The sequence below is a fragment of the Campylobacter sp. US33a genome (assembly GCF_004378855.1).
In the GTDB taxonomy this organism is placed as follows: domain Bacteria; phylum Campylobacterota; class Campylobacteria; order Campylobacterales; family Campylobacteraceae; genus Campylobacter_D.
Window position 1 is genome coordinate 15,980 of record NZ_RYYL01000003.1, and the last position, 18,038, is coordinate 34,017.

Genomic DNA, 18,038 nt, shown 5'->3' on the forward strand with positions numbered 1-18,038 from the left:
CAAAAATAAAAGATTTAAGAATTTAAAGGATATGATAAAAAAAGTTAAACAAATTCCTAACAAGGAGAATGTTATGGAAAAGAAAATTCAAGTCGCACTCATACAATTTTCGCCCCTATCATATGATGTAAAAAATAATATAAGCAAAGCACTGATTTTGAGTAAACAAGCCTTAGAACAAGGAGCAAAAATTATAGTTTTACCAGAACTTTTTGATAGTGGATATTGTGTGGAAGATAAAGATCAAAAATACGCACTTTCTTTTAAAGACTTAAAGCACCCTACCCTAAAATCCTTGCATAACTTAGCCATAAGATATAAAGCTTATATTATAGCTTGTAGCATAGAAAAAGATCAAAATAAACTTTTTGATACTGCTTATATACTAGGAACAAAAGGACTTATTGGAAAATATAGAAAAATTTATCTTTGGGGAAATGAGAAGAAAAGATTTCAAAAAGGTAATAAATATCCTGTATTTAAATTAAAATTTCCAAATTTTAGCATCAAGCTTGGTTTGCAAATTTGTTATGAAGTTGGTTTTGGCGAAGGGGCTAGAATTTTAGCTTTGCAAGGCGCTCAAATTATCTGCTATAGTGCTGCTTTTGGAAAGGCTAGAACTTATGCTTGGGATTTGGCAAGCAAAGCAAGAGCTTTAGAAAATGGAGTTTTTGTCCTAGCAAGTAATCGCAGTGGCGAAGAAATATCAAAAATAGATGGAAATAAATTAGAATTTGCAGGTCATTCAAGAATAATCAATCCAAAGGGAGAAATTTTAGCAACTTATGAAAAAGAAGAAGGCTTTATCATTAATGAAATCGATATAAAAGAAGTTGAAATTCAAAGAAATACTATCCCTTATTTAAAAGATTTAAATTTAAAACTAACACAAAAAAATCTAAAAGAAATTCATCTTAACACAAAGGAGAGAAAATGGCAAAAGAAATTTTAGTTGCCTATGGCGTGGATATTGATGCGGTAGCTGGTTGGCTTGGAAGTTATGGCGGAGAAGACTCTCCTGATGATATTTCAAGAGGACTTTTTGCTGGAGAAGTTGGTATTCCTAGACTTTTAAAACTTTTTAAAAAGTATAACATTCCTGCAACTTGGTTTGCACCAGGACACTCTATAGAAACTTTCCCAGATCAAATGAAAATGATAGTTGATGCGGGACATGAAATAGGTGCGCATGGGTATTCACATGAAAATCCCATTGCTATGAGTGCTAAGCAAGAAGAAGATGTCTTATTAAAAAGCATAGAATTAATAGAAAAAATAAGCGGTAAAAAACCAAGTGGCTATGTTGCACCTTGGTGGGAATTTTCAAATATCACTAATGAACTCTTGCTAAAACATGGTATAAAATATGACCATTCCTTAATGCATAATGATTTTACGCCGTATTATGTACGTGTAGGCGATAAATGGACTAAAATTGATTATAGTGCTGAGGCAAAAGATTGGATGAAACCTTTAGTGCGTGGCAAGGAAACTGATTTGGTTGAAATTCCTGCTAATTGGTATTTAGATGATTTACCTCCTATGATGTTTATCAAAAAATCCCCAAATAGCTTTGGCTTTGTCTCTCCACGCGATATAGGACAAATGTGGATTGATCAGTTTGATTGGGTATATCGTGAGATGGATTATGCTATTTTTCCTATGACTATACACCCTGATGTTAGTGCGCGTCCTCAAGTTTTGTTGATGCATGAAAGAATTATTGAACATATCAATAAACACGAAGGTGTAAAATGGGTAAATTTAAATGCTATGGCAGATGATTTTTTAAAACGATGTCCAAGAAAAAAATAAAATTTGCAAGGTTTTAACCTTGCAAAGGAGTTAAAATATGTGTATTTTATGCGGAGAAATGATTACTAAATTTCACTGGAGTGATGTGCAATTTAAAGAAGAAAAATCCTTCATTAGTCTGGGAGAAAATCAAAAAGAAAGAATGCGTTTAAGACTTAAAAAGGTTAAATTTTTAAACATTATCTTGAATTTTTATGGTTTAAAACTCAAAGAATGGCAAGGCAGTAAATATATACTTAGTAACCAAAAAGGACGAGACATTATAGTTAATGATTTAGGCGATTTATGGATAAAAGCCAATGAACTTGAAAAACAAACCTTTGATGCTTTGGACGAAAAATTATTATTTCATTTAAGAACATATAATGGCTAAAATTCCTATTCATATCATTACAGGGTTTTTAGGTAGTGGCAAAACCACTTTTTTAAAAGAACTTTTAAGTAAAGAAAAGCAAGATAATATCGCTATCATAGTTAATGAACTGGGTCAAATTTCACTTGATCACAGCATTTTAGATGCAGATTTTATCAAAGAAAAAACCCTATTTTTAAATTCAGGTTGCATGTGCTGCAACAAAAGAGAGGATTTAATCCAAAAACTTAGAAATTTACTTGATAATTATGATAAAAAATCACAAATTTTACAAAGAGTGATTATAGAAACAACAGGGCTAGCAAATCCTGCTCCTATTATCTTTACTTTTTTAAGTGATGCTTTTTTGTTTCATCATTTTGAAATTTCAAATATCATTACTTGTATCGATGCTTTAAATGGATTAGACCATATAGAAAACAACGAAGAGGCTTATAATCAAATTGCAAGTTCTGATTGTATTTTAATGACAAAAAACGATCTTAATGCAAACACTCAAATTTTAAATGAAAAAATCAATTCCATTCACCAAGGAATTAACATCATCAAAAAAGAAAATTTTACTTTCAATACACTCTTAAACACCAAACGCCAAGAAATATTTTTTAACAAAACACCTAACAAAAATTTTCACAATAAAAACATACAATCCATTTGCATAAGCTTTAAAAAAGCTATTGATTGGAGTATATTTGGAATTTGGCTTAGTATGCTTTTGCATCAATACGGAACGCAAATTTTAAGAGTAAAAGGTTTATTAGATATTGGGGAAGATTTTTTAGTTAATATCAATGGTGTAGGACATATCATTCATCCTCCTACACACATTAAAAATACTCGAGATAAAGAAAGTAAGCTTGTTTTTATCACAAAAAATTTAGACCCTTTGAAAATCATTTCTTCTTTGGAAAGTTTTTTAGCATTATCTAAAGAAAAAATCGAATTTATTATTAACTAAAAATAGGCTCTAATAAAGCATCTAAATAATCTTGCGCATTAAATTCATGTAAGTCTTGCATTTTCTCGCCCGTTCCTATATATAAAATAGGAAGCTCTAATTCTCTTGCTATACTAAAAAGCGCTCCGCCCTTTGCTGTGCCATCGAGTTTTGTAATAATCACCCCATCAAGCCTTACAAGCTCATTAAAAGCTTTAGCCTGCAAAATTCCAGCATTACCCTGAGTGCCATCAAGCACTAAAATTTTAAGATGAGGCGCACCTTGCATAGCTTTATTTGAAATTCTTACAATCTTTTCAAGCTCAGCGGCTAAATTTTTTTGATTTTGCAATCTTCCAGCTGTATCAATAATTACTTTATCATAATTTTTTGCAAGTGCTTTTGAAATGGTATCAAAGGCTACCGCTGAAGGATCATGACCTTGAGCGCTTATTACAATTTCTACTCCGATTTTTTCCGCCCAAAGACGCAATTGCTCAATAGCTCCTGCTCTAAAAGTATCACAAGCTCCTAAAATCACTTTTTGACCTTGACTTTTGTATAAATTTGCAAGTTTTGCAATACTAGTCGTTTTACCTGCGCCATTTACTCCTAAAATTAATTCCACAAAAGGTTTTGCAGAAGAAAATTGCACTTTATCATATAAAAAATATGTGCCCATCACGCGCTTTAAATCAGCTTTTTTAACCTCATCACTGGGTGGCAAATAATAAATAATTTCTTCAACAATCTCATACGCCACATCTGCTTCCAATAACATTTCTTCCAATAAATCTTTTGTGATTTTTTTATTATCCGCTTTGATTTGCGAAATACTTTCAATGGTCTTTTTTAAACCTTGTTTTAAAAAATTTAACATTACAATAAAGCCCTTTGTATATCAATATCCAGCATTTCTTCTGGAATAAGTCCTGTGTAAAGGTTAATCATTTTGCTATTATTATCATAAAGCACCATGGTGGGAATTCCTTCAATTCCTCCTATGCTTTTAGCAAGCAAATAATTACCTTCTCCAAGAGAAATACTGTAGTTAATTTTATATTGATTAATAAATGCACTTAAATTCTCATTATTCATATCCTCAAGCAATACTCCTACTACCTTAAAACTTTCTTTGTATTTTTCTTGAAGTTTATTTAAATGTGGAATTTCAGCTAAACAAGGTTGGCACCAAGTTGCAAAAAAAACAAACAAAGTCGCTTTGCCCTCGTTTTCAAATTCAATAGCATCAGAATTTGCTTTAATGAAAATATTTTTTCCGTCATTAGTTTTTAGGGAAAAATTCACCTTATCGCCTTGAGTTAAAAGTGCGGTGCTAACATTTAAATCTTGTTCTTTACTCTTATTATCGCAGGCATTAAACACCAAAAGTATAGAAAATAAAAATAAAATTTTTTTATACACTGACAACCTTTTAAAAATGATTAATTTTAGATAAAAATGCTAAAATTGTAGCATAAAATTTTTTAATAGGATAAAAAATTGATAAGTAAAGAAAATTTCCGCTCAAAACAAAAAAAAGAATTAAAAAAGTATATAAAAAAGGCTCCAATACAAAATTATAAAATTTTCAAATCCATACAAGAAATCATCAAAAAACAAAGATGTAAAAAAATTTTGCTTTATATCCCGCTTCCTTATGAGCCAAATCTATTACTTTTTAGACGCAAATTTTGTAAAAACTGCACAATTTTTGTTCCATTTATGCAAGATGAAAGTTTAAAAATTGTAAAATTAAGACTGCCTTTTGGCAGGAAAAAATTTGGGATTTACGAGCCCAATAATTCTTTTGTAAATGTAAAAATTGATCTTGCTATCGTTCCAGTAATAGGAGCGGATGCTAACTTCAGAAGAATTGGGCACGGAAATGGCTTTTATGATAGGTTTTTTGCAAATTTAAATTATAGGCCTCTTATTATCTTTACGCAAAGCCTTAATGGTTTATGCAAGGTAAATTTAAGCGAAAAATACGATATACAAGGCGATTTCTTTATTAATCCTTTTAAAAAATATTATAGGAAAATAAAAAATGCTAAGCACAATTATTGCACTTATAGCCGCTATAATCGGCGGTGGGATTGGATATTTAGTTGCCAAAAAATTCAATGATGTCAACCAAGACATTTTTATAGAACAGGCTAAAGCTAAAGCTAAAGCTATCGAGTACGAAGCAGAACTTGTTTTAAAAGATGCAAAAAATTCAGTAATGAATGCCGAATTTGAAGCGAGAAAAAAATTTGATGACAAAGTCAATAAAATTCAAAAAGAATACAATCAAAAACTTGACGAAGTTGTTAAAAGAGAACAAAAACTCTTCACTCAAGAAGAACGCATAAAAAGCGACAAAGATGAAATAGAAAAAATTAAAAAAAATCTTTGTGATGAACGCAATGAAAATATAAATTTAAAAAGAAACTATGAAGAAAAAATCACACAAGCTTTAAAAATTCTCGAACGCAGTGCAGGACTTACCCAAAACGAAGCTAAAGAAATTATCCTTCAAAAAGTGGAAGAAAAATCCCGCAATGAGATAGCTCATATCGTTAGAAAATATGAAGAAGAAGCAAAAAGCGAAGCAAAACGCCGTGCAAATTATATCTTAGCACAAGCGACTTCAAGATTTGCAGGAGAATTCGCTGCCGAAAGACTTATAAATGTAGTTAATATCAAAAATGATGAGTTAAAAGGGCGCATTATAGGCAAAGAAGGGCGCAATGTTAAAACTTTAGAAATGGTTTTAGGTGTTGATATTATCATTGATGATACGCCAGGTGCTATCATTGTGAGTTGTTTTAATTTATACCGCCGTGCTATTGCTACAAAAGTTATAGAACTTTTAGTTGATGATGGCAGAATTCAACCCGCACGCATAGAAGAAATTCATGAAAAAGTTTGTAAAGAATTTGACAATGCTATCCTAGAAGAAGGTGAAACAATTATTATGGATTTAGGACTTTCAAGAATGCATCCTGAAATTACCAAGCTCATAGGAAAATTAAAATACCGTGCAAGCTATGGACAAAATGCTTTAGCACATTCTTTAGAAGTGGCACATTTAGCAGGAATTATCGCAGCTGAATGCGGTGGGGATGAAAATTTGGCGCGTCGTGCTGGAATTTTACACGATATAGGTAAGGCTTTAACACATGATTTTGAAGGTTCTCATGTAGATTTAGGTGCTGAGCTTTGCAAAAGATATAAAGAACACCCTGCGGTGATTAATGCCATTTACGCCCATCACGGTCATGAAGAAGCCACAAGCATAGAATCAGCCGCTGTTTGCGCTGCTGACATCTTAAGTGCTGCAAGACCAGGTGCTAGACGAGAAGTTTTAGAAGCTTTCTTAAAAAGAGTCAGCGAACTTGAAGAAATAGCCAAAAGTAAAGAAGGTATCAAAAATGCCTACGCCATCAATGCAGGAAGAGAAATTAGAGTCATTGCAAATGCAAAACTAGTCAATGATGATGAAGCTGTGCTTTTGGCTAAAGAAATCGCCGAAGAAATTCAAGAGAAAGTGCAATATCCAGGTGAAATCAAAGTTAATGTGATTCGAGAAATTCGAGCTATAGATTATGCAAAATAAGGTCTTTTAATGCAAGAGATGTTAGATACTTTGTTAAAATATGGCTATATTGCTTTATTTTTTTATTCTTTAGGCGGAGGTATGGTTGGAATTTTAACAGCCGGAGTATTGAGTGCACAAGGACATCTTAATCTTTCTTTATGTATAGCACTTGCATTTATAGCAAATATTATAGGTTCTACTTTGCTTTTTATTATGGGAAAATATTATAAAAAAGATCTTCTACCTTATTTTAAAAATCATCGGCGAAAAATTGCTTTGGCGATGATTAAGATAAGGCAATACGGAAACATGCTGATTGTCATTCAAAAATTTATTTATGGCTTAAAAACTTTTATTCCTATGGCTGCAGGAATTGCCAAATTTAGTTTTTTAAGATTTTTTATTATTAATGCATTGGCAAGTGCTATATGGGCGGTAGGTTTTGGATATTTAGGTTTTGCTTTTGGGCATATTGTAGAAAAAATATTTGGAAGATTATCTAATTATCCTTATTTGGCTCCTATATTTTTAATCTTGCTTATTTTAATATTTTGGTTTTATTTAACAAAATTTTCAAAGAGGGTTTAAATTTCAAACTCTCTTTTATTAAAAATTTTCTTATTTTAATTGGCTTCTGTCTTTGTATTTTTATTTTTAATCTTTTCTATGAGTATCAAAATTTCCTAAATTTTAAACAAAACAAACATCAAACCTTAAGTGGTGTTAAAGTTTTGCAAAGCTATGAAAAAACACGCAATAACAAAGTATATAAAGTTTTTAAATTGCAGAATTCTCAATTTACTTTTTACACCACAAGCTACAAAAAAGATTTAGATCTAAAAAAATACCAAGAAATTAAACTCCGTATAATTAATACCAATGTAAGTTTTAAAGATTATTTATCTAAAAATTTTTATATGCCAAGTTATGATATTAGCATTGAAAATTCACAAACAACACCTAGAAATCAACTCATTGCATATTTTTTAAACCAACATCAAAATGAGAAAATTAAAGAATTATTCGGAGCATTATTTTTCGCCCTACCAGTATCAAAAGAACTAAGAAATGATGTAAATCACTACGGCATAGCACATTTAATCGCTATCAGTGGCTATCACATCGCCTTGATTTTTAGTTTAATATTCTTTCTTTTAAGCCCTATTTATGGTTTTTTTCAAAAAAGATATTTTCCTTATAGAAATTTAAAACTGGATCTTAGTGTATTTATTTTTATTTTGCTATTTTTATACGGTTTTATGATAGGCTTTGTGCCCTCTTTTATAAGATCTTTGATAATGGCTTTGTGGGGTTTTTATTTAATAGCAAAAAATGTCAAAATTCTTAGTTTTCACAATCTTTTTATGAGTATCTTATTTTGCATTTGTCTTTTTCCGCAACTTCTTTTTAGTTTAGGATTTTTATTTTCTATTATGGGAGTGTTTTTTATCTTTTTGTATTTACATCATTTTTCAAAATATTTTAACAATTTTTTCAATGTCATATTTTTAAATATCTGGACTTTTTTTGCAATGATTATTCCAGTTTTATATTTTTTTCCTTTGATTTCTTATCAGCAGCTTCTTGCTATTATTTTAAGCTTTGCATTTGTGATATTTTATCCGCTAAGCCTTTTTTTACATATTATTGGCTTTGGAGGTTTTTTTGATGAGTATTTGCAAAGCTTTTTGAATTTAAAATTTTATGCAAGTAATTTTTTTCTTCATGGCAAATATTTTTATAGCTATATTTTTCTTAGTTTTCTTAGTATTTTTAATAAATATCTAGCTCTTTTTATTATTTCTCTTAATTTTTTGCCCTTCATTTTGCTTTTGTTCTAAATTTTGATTCAAATAATGATAAGTTTTTAAACCGAAAAGATAAATAACCCAAGAAATATAAATCCAAATAAAAAAGAAAAGTATAGTCGAAAAAGATCCATAAACATTGGTATAAGTTTTATTATACACTATATAATAAACAAATAAATTCTTGCTAATATACCAAACCATGGAACTAAAAAAAGTGCTAATAAGCAAAATTTTCAAATCCCCCTTAGCAATAGAACTCGAATATGAAATAAAAAACAAAGCCCAAATGATAATATAAGGTAAAAATTCAAAAATATTAAAACCAATCTGCCAATCATCCAAGGTTTTTTGTATATAGGCAGAAATGTAAAAACTAAGTCCTAAGCCAAGTGGTACAAGAGTTAGCAAGGTCCAATACGAACTCACACTTTGCCAAAGGGTGCGCGGTTCGCTTTTTGTGATTTTATTAACCACAAAATCATAACCCGAAAAAAAGGCTAAAGAAGTAAAAGCCATAGCTATAAGACCTACTATGCCTAAATTTACGCTATTTTTTAAAAAAGTATCTAAATATCCAGCAACCATATCTTGCTGCGCAGGAATAAGAAAAGTAAAAATCAATTGTTTGACTTTGTCATAATACCCATCAAAACTTGGAATTTGCGTAAAAGCAGAAAAACACACAAATAAAATAGGTATTAAAGACAAAATAGTATAAAAACTTAAAGCCGCCGAATAATTTAGAATTTCTTTATCTCTAAATGCAAGCAAAAAAGTCCATAATTTACGCCAATTTAACATCAAAGCCCCATTTTAAAAGGATTTAATATATTATTTGGATCAAATGCTTTTTTAATATTTCTCATAAGCTCCATTTCAGCTTCACTAAAAGCTAAATTCATAAAAGGTGCTTTTGAGATACCTATGCCATGCTCACCACTTAAAGTCCCACCAAGTTCTACGGTAAGTTTAAAAATTTCAGTGATAGCCTCATGCCCTTTTTTTACCTGCTCTTCATCATTTTTATCTGGAACCATAACATTTGTATGCACATTTCCATCGCCTGTATGGCCAAAACAAGGGATTTTAAAACCATATTTTTTAGAAACCTTATCGATACCTTCAAGTAAAGCTGGGAGTTTTGATCTAGGTACTGTTATATCTTCATTAAGCTTTAAAGTGCCATACATAGCAATACTTTGAGAACAATTTCTTCTAGCAAACCAAATATCAGCTGCTTCTTGCTCATCTTTTGCTATTTTAAATTCGCTAGCCCCTGCTTTTAAAAAATTCTCTTTTAAAATTTCCAAATCTTGCTCTAAGGCATTTTCTACATTACCATCCACATCAGCGATTAAAATCGCTCCTGCATCAACTGGCAAACCTTTATTAAATTTACTCTCAACTGCTCTAATACTAAGATTATCCAAAAATTCCATAGATACAGGAGTTACACCTTTAGCAAGGCTTTGATAAACCGCATTCATCGCACTTTGGACACTTGGAAAGATCCCAAAGGCTGTTTTTTTGTATTTTGGTAAAGCAATAAGTTTTAAAGTGATTTCACTAAGCACTGCCAAAGATCCTTCACTTGCGATTAAAATCCCTGCTAAATTATATCCTGCCACATCTTTAATCGTGCGTTTGCCTGCACGGATGATCTCTCCATTTGGCAAAACCGCTCTTAAAGCCATCACATAATCTTTTGTAATGCCGTATTTTGCCGCTCTCATTCCACCTGCATTTTCACTTACATTTCCACCCAAACTAGAATACTCCATACTTGCAGGATCAGGCGGATAAAAAAGTCCATATTTGGCCACTTCTTTTTGCAAAGCCATATTAATCACACCAGGCTGGACTACGGCAACTAAATTTTCAAGATCAATTTCTAAAATTTTATTCATGTGCTTTTCAAAACTTAAAACAACACCACCATTTACCGCCAAAGCCCCACCTGTAAAACCAGAGCCTGAACCTCTAGGGATGATGATGATATTATTTTCGTTGCAATATTTTAAAATTTTACTAATATCTTCTTCATTTCTTGGAAATAGTACTCCATCGGGTAAATAATGCCTTCTAGTCGCATCATAGCTATATGCTCTTTTATGAATATCATCAAAATACGCATTTTCTTCGCCTAAAAGCTTTTTAAAAAATAATTGGTGCTCATTTTTCATCTTTTAAAACCTTAGGAAGATTGATTAAAACATCATAGTATTTATAATAATCTTTTACTTCTTGGGCTTCAAAATCAAAAATATGAGTCTTATAGCCAGAAATTCGTGAGTAAAAAGGAGTTTGCAATTCACTAGCCTTTGGAATACTCACCTCTTGTAAAACATTAAAATCTTGACAATCCACAATTTGTGCTTTTTCATCTAAGGCGAAGATAATTATCCCAACAGCATTTTTAGAACAAAATCCTCTAAAACTTGATCTTTTTGGACCTAATTCAAAATTTTGTATCAAATAAGCACCAAAAATGTCGGGATGAACAAAATATAATTCTGGAAATTGTGCACTAATATAATCATAACTTTGCTTATCAGGAGCAATAATCAAAGCCCTGTTATAAAGAAAATTTAATGTCACCTCATCGCCTTTTTCAGGAATAATCCCAGGCACAGGTAATGCGTTTTGCTCTAACATATCAAATACTCTAAATTCAAGTTTAGCCAAACCATCTTTTTTTTCAATCACAACAGCACGAGCAATAATAGAAGTTGAACTTTTAAACTGGTGAGAAACAACCCCGCTTGAGCCTATTTTTATAGCTTCATCATCTTTAATATAAGCATAAATATCTTCCACTTTAAGTAATTGACTTTTATAAGTTTTTAAATCAAAATTACCTCCAAATAACGCACTGACAATAAAAATACTAAATGCTAAAATTCTAAACAATTTTATCTCCTTAAATTCTTTGATTAAAGATATATTAAATCTAAAATTATAATCATTTTTTCTTATAATTTTGTAAGAAAAATTAGAAAAATAAAGTAAAATACTGTTTTTATATCATTAAATCAAAAAAGGCTACGACAAAATTCATGAAAAAAATTATCGTTTTATTAATATTATGCTTAAGTAAAATTTTTGCTGCAGTAAGCGTTGAGGAATTAAACTGGGCAAATGGTGAAACTTTTTTAAACTTTTTATACAAAAATTCACTCCCATTATCTTTATATTACAATCTTGAAAGAGAAGATCAAGAATTAGTAACTGAAATTTTAAGTGATACAAAATTTTATATTTTAAAAAATGATAAAAACGAGCTAGAACAAGTTTTGATTCCTATCAGTGATGATTTGCAAATTCACATTTATAAAGACAAAGATAATAAATATACTTTAAATTTCTCACCCATTTCTTATGAAAGTGAAACCAAAATCTTAAAACTCAAAGTCCAAACTTCAGCTTATGTTGATGTATTAAAACAGAGTGCAAGCCCAGCACTTGCAAGAGCTATGGTGAGAGCTTACCGCGGGAGTGTGGATTTTATCAATATGCAAAAAGATGATGAAGTGATATTGTATTACGAGCAAAAAAGAAGATTGGGAAATATTTTTGGCGATATTAAAATCAAAATGGCAAGCGTACAAATCAATAAAAAAGCGCATAATATATATTTTTACAATGATACTTATTATAATGAATTAGGCAAAGAAATTGAATCTTTCTTGCTTGCAAAACCCGTAGAATACACAAGAATCTCTTCTCATTTTAGCCCCGCAAGATTTCACCCTGTTTTAAAACGATACAGAGCGCATCTAGGCGTGGATTATGCGGCACCAACAGGAACTCCTGTAAAAAGTGCTGGAAATGGAAAAATCACCTTTGTGGGTACAAAAGGAGGTTATGGCAAAGTAGTGCAAGTAAAACATGATTCTGGTTATATGACTTTATACGCACACTTGAGTCGTTTTGGAAAAATCAAAACAGGACAAAGTGTAAAAAAAGGACAAGTTATCGCCTATGTAGGCTCTACTGGAATGAGTACTGGACCTCATCTTCATTTTGGCTTATACTTAAATAATAAAGCCATTAATCCACTTTCTGTTGTTAAAATCACTAAAGAACAATTAAAAGGGCAAGAAAAGCAAAATTTTGATCAAGCAGTTAAAGAATACGAAAGCTTTGTTGAAAACCAAATTCAAAATGAAAATTTTACCCCAATTAAAGAAGAAAAATTTGATAGTTTTATAGCTTTTTGATAAAAAGTTAAATTTTTCTTTGATAATTTTGATTTTAGTGTTATAATGGCTTGTATATCTAGTTTTAAAGGAGATACAATGAATACTAGCATAGTAGGAAAACAATTCCATCTTAGTGATGCCATTAAAGAATATGTAGAAAAAAGCTTTGATGCTCTCACAAAATACAATCTCGATCTTATTTCTATTAGATGTGTTTTGGCCGCAGATGAAAAACATGGTAAAAAGGGTTTTTGGGCTGAATTTAATATCAACCTTGCAGGACATGATACCATAGTTGTAAAACAAAAAGATAAAGATCTTTACGCTGCGATTGATTTAGCTATTGAGAGATTATCAAAAATTTTAAGACGCACTCATGATAAAAATGTAACCCACAAAAACCAAGATGAAATTAAAGAAGCCCCTATTTCAAGTTTTGTAGAAGAAGATGAAATAGTTCCAGTTGAGCTTGATTTATATAAGCCACTTGAAATTGACGAAGCTTTAGAAAGATTAAAAGCAAGCAATGATATATTTTTAGTCTTTAATGATACAGAAGCTAAAATGAGAGTTTTATTTAAGAAAAAAGATGGCAAATTTGGTTTGTTTTAAAAAAAAGGGCTTAAAAGCCCTTTGAGTTAAAAAATCTTCTTCAGTAAATTATCTAACTTATTTTGTCCCTTATCTTCATTTTTATTATTTTCTTTAACTCCTAAAATATTTTTCACCGTCCCAAGCACACTTTTAGCATCTAGTTTAATATTTGGTTTTTGCGTCGTTCCGCTAATTACACCTTTAAATTCCACCCTATCCAAAGTAGCATCAAATGGCACATTTAAAACGCTGGTTTTAGTATTGATATTTGCATTAATAATCTTAATATCGCTATTTTGTGCTTGTAAGTTAAGATTAAAATCAACTAAATCTTTATTAATCTTAGCATCCATCTTTGCAGTATGATAAACCTCATTTGTAATATCTTTTCTAGTGAGTAAAAATAAAGCATTGGTTATTGCGCTTCTTTTAAGCTTACCTCCGCTAAGATCTAAATTTGCATCACCTTGCTTGCTTAACAGATTATAATCAACATTTGCATTGATTTTTCCCATATAAAGATCAGTAAAATCGACACCCCTTGCCAAGCTTTGCAAATCCATTTGGTTTAGTTTTGCTTTTAAAACATTGTTTTTCAAATTCGCATCTAAATTTCCGCCAAAAAGCGCATCACTTTGTATCGTAGCGTCTAAATTTTTATCATAATTTAAATTTCCTTTAAAAAGCGCTTTTCCTTCAAGTTTTCTATCAAGCAAAAATCCTAGTTTTGAAAAATCATAAGCATCTAAAACATAATCTGAAGTAAGCTTACTTGTGTTGATATTGAAATTTCCTTTGAAGCGATCAAGATTTATCAAATCACTTTTTAAATTCACATCAAAATCAACAAGAGAATTTTTAATATCCCCCTTAGCACTAAGATTAAATTTGGTATTTTTAGGAAATTTTTTCTCTAAAAGTTTACTTAAAACAGCGTCGTTTAAAACTCCATTTGTTTTTAGCTCATAAACTCCTGATAAATTTTTAAAATCCATACTATTGAGTTTAACTTTAGCATCTAAAATTCCGCTGCTATAATTAGGCTGAGCTGCTAAAATAAAAGCCTTTGTCAAATCAAGTTTTGAAATTTTTAAATCCAAAGTTTTGCCATTAGAATTTGCAACAAGCTCTCCGCCAGCTATATTGGCATTTACTTGAAGCTTTTTAATTTCATTACCCAAAAGATTTGCATTTGCATTTAAATTCACAGTACCTTTAACATCAACTCCAGCTAAAGCTTTAAATTTAGATAAATCCTTCACATCAGCTTTGGTTTGCAAATTTAATTCTTTATTTTCTAAATTATAAAAACCCATTAATTGCGTGATATTAACCAAATCAGAATGCAAAATCCCATTATAATCTATCTTGGCATTCTTCGCATTTGCTTTAACATCTAGTGAAAAATTAGCACTTGGGAAATCAAGCTTAGTAAGCTTTTTTAATCCACTTCCATTTAAAAAACCTTGCTTTGTTTTGACGATTAAATCAAAATTTTTAAAATCAAGCCCTTTAGCGTTTAAATTTGCGTCCAATAAGCCCTTAGCTAAATTACCATAGCCAGCTAAAGCAGTTAAATTTTCTATATTAACATCTTTTAAATTGACTTGCAAATTTTCATCTTTCAGCTTTGCATTTATATCTCCGCCCAAACCAACCACCTTAGCATTAAGTTCATTTAAAATGTTTTTAATTAAACTCACATTGCCATCCACTTTAACATTTCCACTGAGTTTATTTTGCGTAAGCCTTTGAAGTTTTGATAAATCGGGAATATTTAAAATAAAATCTGAATTTAAAGCTGCCTTACTCAAATCATAATTTGTTTTTTTACTTTCAAGCTTTAAATAAGAAGTTGCCGTATTGCTTTGAGCATAAATTTGATCATTTTTAATCAAAGCCACAATGGTTGATTTGATATTTGAATACGGTAAAGAAAGATTGAAATCTCTTTCTAGCAACTCATAGTTTATAGAAGTTGTATAAAGATTTATGAGTGCATTACCATCAGGTTTTAAATCTTTGGCATTAATATCCGCATTAATTTTAAGATTTCCCAAAGCATATCTTGGCAAAGCAAGCAAATCTAAAGCTTCTTCGATTTTAAGAGTATCAGCCTTTAATTGTAATTTTATAGGATTATAATCTAAAATTCTAGCATCCAAAAGCACATCAGAACCCAACAAATAACCCTTACCATCAATAATAAAATCACTGGCTTTTCCTTGAATTTTTCCACCAAAATTCAAATTTTGCTTTAAATTTAAACCCAAATTCTTTGCATAATTTTCATTCAATGAAATATCATAAAGCACATCAAAACCTAAGGTAAATAAACTTGTATTTCCATCAAGCTTGATCGTAGCTATATTTGCAACATCTGCTTCGATATTTAATGTAGAAAATCTCAAATCAAAACGCGTTAAATTCACATCTAAAGAGGTGCTTTGTTTGATTTTATCCTCGATCAAACCACTGACAATTTTATTGCCAAAACTTGTAAATAGCATCACATAAGCTACAAAAAGTAAGAACACAACAATGCCCAATGCAATAAGAAAAAACTTCTTCATTTTTATCCCTTTATTTTATAATTATCAATAAACTTTAGTTATTTTGACTAAAGTTTTATTAATATTTTAACTTAAGGTATTGACAAAATTCATTTTTTTATATATAATTTTATCACTCTTAACAAAAGAGTGATAATTTTAGTTATAAAAACCAAAAATTTAAAATTAAGGAAAGCAAAATGAATTTTCAACCTCTTGGAAAGCGTGTTTTGGTAAAACGCTTAGAAGAAACCAATACAACGGCTTCTGGCATTATTATACCAGATAATGCTAAAGAAAAACCTCTTAAAGGTGAAGTTATTGCAGTAAGCAAAGAACTTGACAATATCAAAAGTGGAGATCAAGTTGTTTTCGCAAAATATGGCGGAACTGAAATCAAACTTGACAATAACGAGTATCTTGTTTTAAACATTGATGATATTTTAGGAATTTTAAACTAATTATAAAAAGGAAACAAAATGGCAAAAGAAATTATTTTTTCAGATGAAGCAAGAAACAAACTTTACGAAGGCGTTAAAAAACTAAATGACGCAGTAAAAGTTACTATGGGACCACGCGGACGCAATGTTTTGATCCAAAAAAGCTTTGGCGCTCCAACTATCACAAAAGACGGTGTAAGTGTAGCTAAAGAAGTAGAACTTAAAGACAGTCTTGAAAATATGGGTGCTTCTTTAGTAAGAGAAGTAGCAAGCAAAACTGCCGATCAAGCAGGTGATGGCACAACCACAGCTACTGTTTTAGCTCATGCGATTTTTAAAGAAGGTTTAAGAAATATCACAGCAGGAGCAAATCCTATCGAAGTAAAACGCGGTATGGATAAGGCTTGCGAAGCTATCATTAGTGAATTAAAAATTCTTTCACGCGAAGTAAAAGATAAAAAAGAAATCGCACAAGTTGCAACAATTTCAGCAAATTCTGATGAAAAAATCGGAAATTTAATCGCTGATGCAATGGAAAAAGTAGGCAAAGACGGCGTTATTACCGTTGAAGAAGCAAAATCAATTAATGATGAGTTAAATGTAGTGGAAGGTATGCAATTTGATAGAGGTTATCTAAGCCCTTATTTCATCACAAATGCAGAAAAAATGCAAGTAGAGCTTTCAAATCCATATATTTTACTTTTTGACAAAAAAATATCAAATTTAAAAGATTTATTGCCAGTTTTAGAACAAATTCAAAAAACAGGTAAACCACTTTTAATCATTGCTGAAGATATCGAAGGTGAGGCGTTGGCAACTTTAGTTGTAAATAAATTAAGAGGTGTGTTAAATATCTCTGCAGTAAAAGCACCTGGCTTTGGTGATAGAAGAAAGGCTATGCTTGAAGATATCGCGATTTTAACAGGCGGGGAAGTAATTTCTGATGAACTTGGTAGAACGCTTGAAAGCGCTACAATAGAAGATCTTGGACAAGCTTCAAGTGTGATTATCGATAAAGATAATACTACTATCGTAAATGGTGCAGGCGAAAAAGCTAGTATTGATGCAAGAATCAATCAAATTAAAGCACAAATTGCTGAAACCACTTCAGATTATGATAGAGAAAAATTACAAGAAAGACTTGCAAAATTAAGCGGTGGTGTTGCGCTAATCAAAGTAGGTGCAGCAACTGAAACAGAAATGAAAGAGAAAAAAGATCGTGTTGATGATGCTTTAAGTGCGACTAAAGCAGCAGTCGAAGAAGGTATAGTCATTGGCGGTGGCGCAGCGTTAATCAAAGCAAAATCAAAAATCAAGCTTAATTTACAAGGTGATGAAGCAATAGGAGCAGCTATTGTTGAAAGAGCTTTAAGAGCACCTCTAAGACAAATCGCTGAAAATGCAGGATTTGATGCTGGTGTGGTTGTAAATACTGTAGAAAATAGCAAAGATGAAAATGTAGGATTTGACGCTGCAAAAGGCGAGTATGTTAATATGCTTGAAAGCGGAATTATTGATCCTGTTAAAGTAGAAAGAGTGGCTTTGCTTAACGCAGTTTCAGTAGCTAGCATGCTTTTAACAACAGAAGCTACAATTAGCGAAATCAAAGAAGATAAACCTGCAATGCCTGATATGAGTGCTATGGGCGGAATGGGTGGTATGGGCGGAATGATGTAATTTCTCCCATTTTGTAGCCATACCTTTATGGCTACAACCTTTTTTAAACTC

18 protein-coding genes are annotated in these 18,038 nt (G+C 31.0%); 12 read left to right on the top strand and 6 right to left on the bottom strand.

All coding sequences use genetic code 11. The features are described 5' to 3' along the window. The first annotated feature begins 73 nt into the window (after positions 1-73). From ELQ16_RS02410 to ELQ16_RS02425, 4 genes are read left to right on the top strand one after another with little or no spacing between them, the layout of a single operon-like run. On the top strand, positions 74-952 hold the full coding sequence (locus ELQ16_RS02410; protein ID WP_134237992.1) for a carbon-nitrogen hydrolase family protein: 879 nt from the start codon (positions 74-76) through the stop codon (positions 950-952). After that, positions 934-1,815, top strand: a complete 882-nt coding sequence (locus tag ELQ16_RS02415) for a polysaccharide deacetylase (protein WP_134237993.1) — start codon at positions 934-936, stop codon at positions 1,813-1,815. Before ELQ16_RS02410 ends, ELQ16_RS02415 begins: the two co-directional genes overlap by 19 nt. A 37-nt stretch (positions 1,816-1,852) precedes the next feature. Next, positions 1,853-2,188, top strand: a complete 336-nt coding sequence (locus ELQ16_RS02420) for a hypothetical protein (protein WP_134237994.1) — start codon at positions 1,853-1,855, stop codon at positions 2,186-2,188. After that, positions 2,181-3,146, top strand: coding sequence for a GTP-binding protein (locus ELQ16_RS02425; protein WP_134237995.1), 966 nt, complete (start codon positions 2,181-2,183; stop codon positions 3,144-3,146). The genes ELQ16_RS02420 and ELQ16_RS02425 overlap by 8 nt, the downstream gene beginning before the upstream one ends. Here the strand turns inward: ELQ16_RS02425 and ftsY are convergent. Continuing rightward, positions 3,139-4,005: a signal recognition particle-docking protein FtsY gene (gene ftsY / locus ELQ16_RS02430; RefSeq protein ID WP_134237996.1), complete on the bottom strand. Its 867-nt coding sequence runs from the start codon at positions 4,003-4,005 to the stop codon at positions 3,139-3,141. The genes ELQ16_RS02425 and ftsY overlap by 8 nt on opposite strands. Beyond that, a complete protein-coding gene (locus tag ELQ16_RS02435; RefSeq protein ID WP_134237997.1) occupies positions 4,005-4,550 on the bottom strand; it encodes a TlpA disulfide reductase family protein in 546 nt (181 codons plus the stop codon). Before ELQ16_RS02435 ends, ftsY begins: the two co-directional genes overlap by 1 nt. A gap of 81 nt (positions 4,551-4,631) precedes the next feature. Here ELQ16_RS02435 and ELQ16_RS02440 point away from each other — a divergent pair, with 81 nt between their 5' ends. The 4 genes from ELQ16_RS02440 to ELQ16_RS02455 are packed head-to-tail and all read left to right on the top strand — an operon-like array spanning position 4,632 to position 8,552. Then, positions 4,632-5,255: a 5-formyltetrahydrofolate cyclo-ligase gene (locus tag ELQ16_RS02440; protein WP_134238177.1), complete on the top strand. Its 624-nt coding sequence runs from the start codon at positions 4,632-4,634 to the stop codon at positions 5,253-5,255. Then, positions 5,176-6,729, top strand: a complete 1,554-nt coding sequence (gene rny, locus ELQ16_RS02445; protein ID WP_134237998.1) for a ribonuclease Y — start codon at positions 5,176-5,178, stop codon at positions 6,727-6,729. Before ELQ16_RS02440 ends, rny begins: the two co-directional genes overlap by 80 nt. Positions 6,730-6,738: 9 nt before the next feature. After that, positions 6,739-7,299 (top strand): DedA family protein, encoded by a 561-nt coding sequence (locus ELQ16_RS02450; protein WP_134237999.1) that lies wholly within the window; start codon positions 6,739-6,741, stop codon positions 7,297-7,299. Beyond that, complete coding sequence (locus tag ELQ16_RS02455; RefSeq protein WP_407919958.1) at positions 7,281-8,552, top strand: ComEC/Rec2 family competence protein; 1,272 nt, start codon at positions 7,281-7,283, stop codon at positions 8,550-8,552. The genes ELQ16_RS02450 and ELQ16_RS02455 overlap by 19 nt, the downstream gene beginning before the upstream one ends. Here ELQ16_RS02455 and ELQ16_RS02460 read toward each other — a convergent pair. From ELQ16_RS02460 to ELQ16_RS02470, 3 genes are read right to left on the bottom strand one after another with little or no spacing between them, the layout of a single operon-like run. Beyond that, on the bottom strand, positions 8,496-9,323 hold the full coding sequence (locus ELQ16_RS02460) for a YihY/virulence factor BrkB family protein (RefSeq protein ID WP_134238000.1): 828 nt from the start codon (positions 9,321-9,323) through the stop codon (positions 8,496-8,498). The two genes, ELQ16_RS02455 and ELQ16_RS02460, sit on opposite strands and share 57 nt — an antisense overlap. Then, positions 9,323-10,705, bottom strand: coding sequence for an FAD-linked oxidase C-terminal domain-containing protein (locus ELQ16_RS02465; protein ID WP_134238001.1), 1,383 nt, complete (start codon positions 10,703-10,705; stop codon positions 9,323-9,325). The genes ELQ16_RS02460 and ELQ16_RS02465 overlap by 1 nt, the downstream gene beginning before the upstream one ends. Further along, positions 10,695-11,432 carry a plasminogen-binding N-terminal domain-containing protein gene (locus tag ELQ16_RS02470; RefSeq protein ID WP_134238002.1) on the bottom strand — a complete coding sequence of 246 codons (738 nt, stop codon included), beginning with the start codon at positions 11,430-11,432 and terminating at the stop codon, positions 10,695-10,697. Before ELQ16_RS02470 ends, ELQ16_RS02465 begins: the two co-directional genes overlap by 11 nt. Positions 11,433-11,578: 146 nt before the next feature. On the opposite strand from ELQ16_RS02470, the gene ELQ16_RS02475 reads away from it, so the two are divergent. Next, positions 11,579-12,742 (top strand): peptidoglycan DD-metalloendopeptidase family protein, encoded by a 1,164-nt coding sequence (locus ELQ16_RS02475; RefSeq protein WP_134238003.1) that lies wholly within the window; start codon positions 11,579-11,581, stop codon positions 12,740-12,742. A 78-nt stretch (positions 12,743-12,820) separates the two neighbouring features. Further along, positions 12,821-13,336: a ribosome hibernation-promoting factor, HPF/YfiA family gene (hpf, locus tag ELQ16_RS02480; protein WP_134238004.1), complete on the top strand. Its 516-nt coding sequence runs from the start codon at positions 12,821-12,823 to the stop codon at positions 13,334-13,336. 26 nt (positions 13,337-13,362) lie between these two features. Here hpf and ELQ16_RS02485 read toward each other — a convergent pair whose 3' ends face one another. Further along, a complete protein-coding gene (locus ELQ16_RS02485; protein WP_134238005.1) occupies positions 13,363-15,891 on the bottom strand; it encodes a hypothetical protein in 2,529 nt (842 codons plus the stop codon). Between the two features lie 179 nt (positions 15,892-16,070). On the opposite strand from ELQ16_RS02485, the gene groES reads away from it, so the two are divergent. Together groES and groL are read left to right on the top strand one after the other, a co-directional pair. Next, positions 16,071-16,331: a co-chaperone GroES gene (gene groES / locus ELQ16_RS02490; protein WP_134238006.1), complete on the top strand. Its 261-nt coding sequence runs from the start codon at positions 16,071-16,073 to the stop codon at positions 16,329-16,331. 18 nt (positions 16,332-16,349) lie between these two features. Further along, on the top strand, positions 16,350-17,987 hold the full coding sequence (groL, locus tag ELQ16_RS02495) for a chaperonin GroEL (protein WP_134238007.1): 1,638 nt from the start codon (positions 16,350-16,352) through the stop codon (positions 17,985-17,987). The last annotated feature ends 51 nt before the right edge of the window (positions 17,988-18,038 follow it).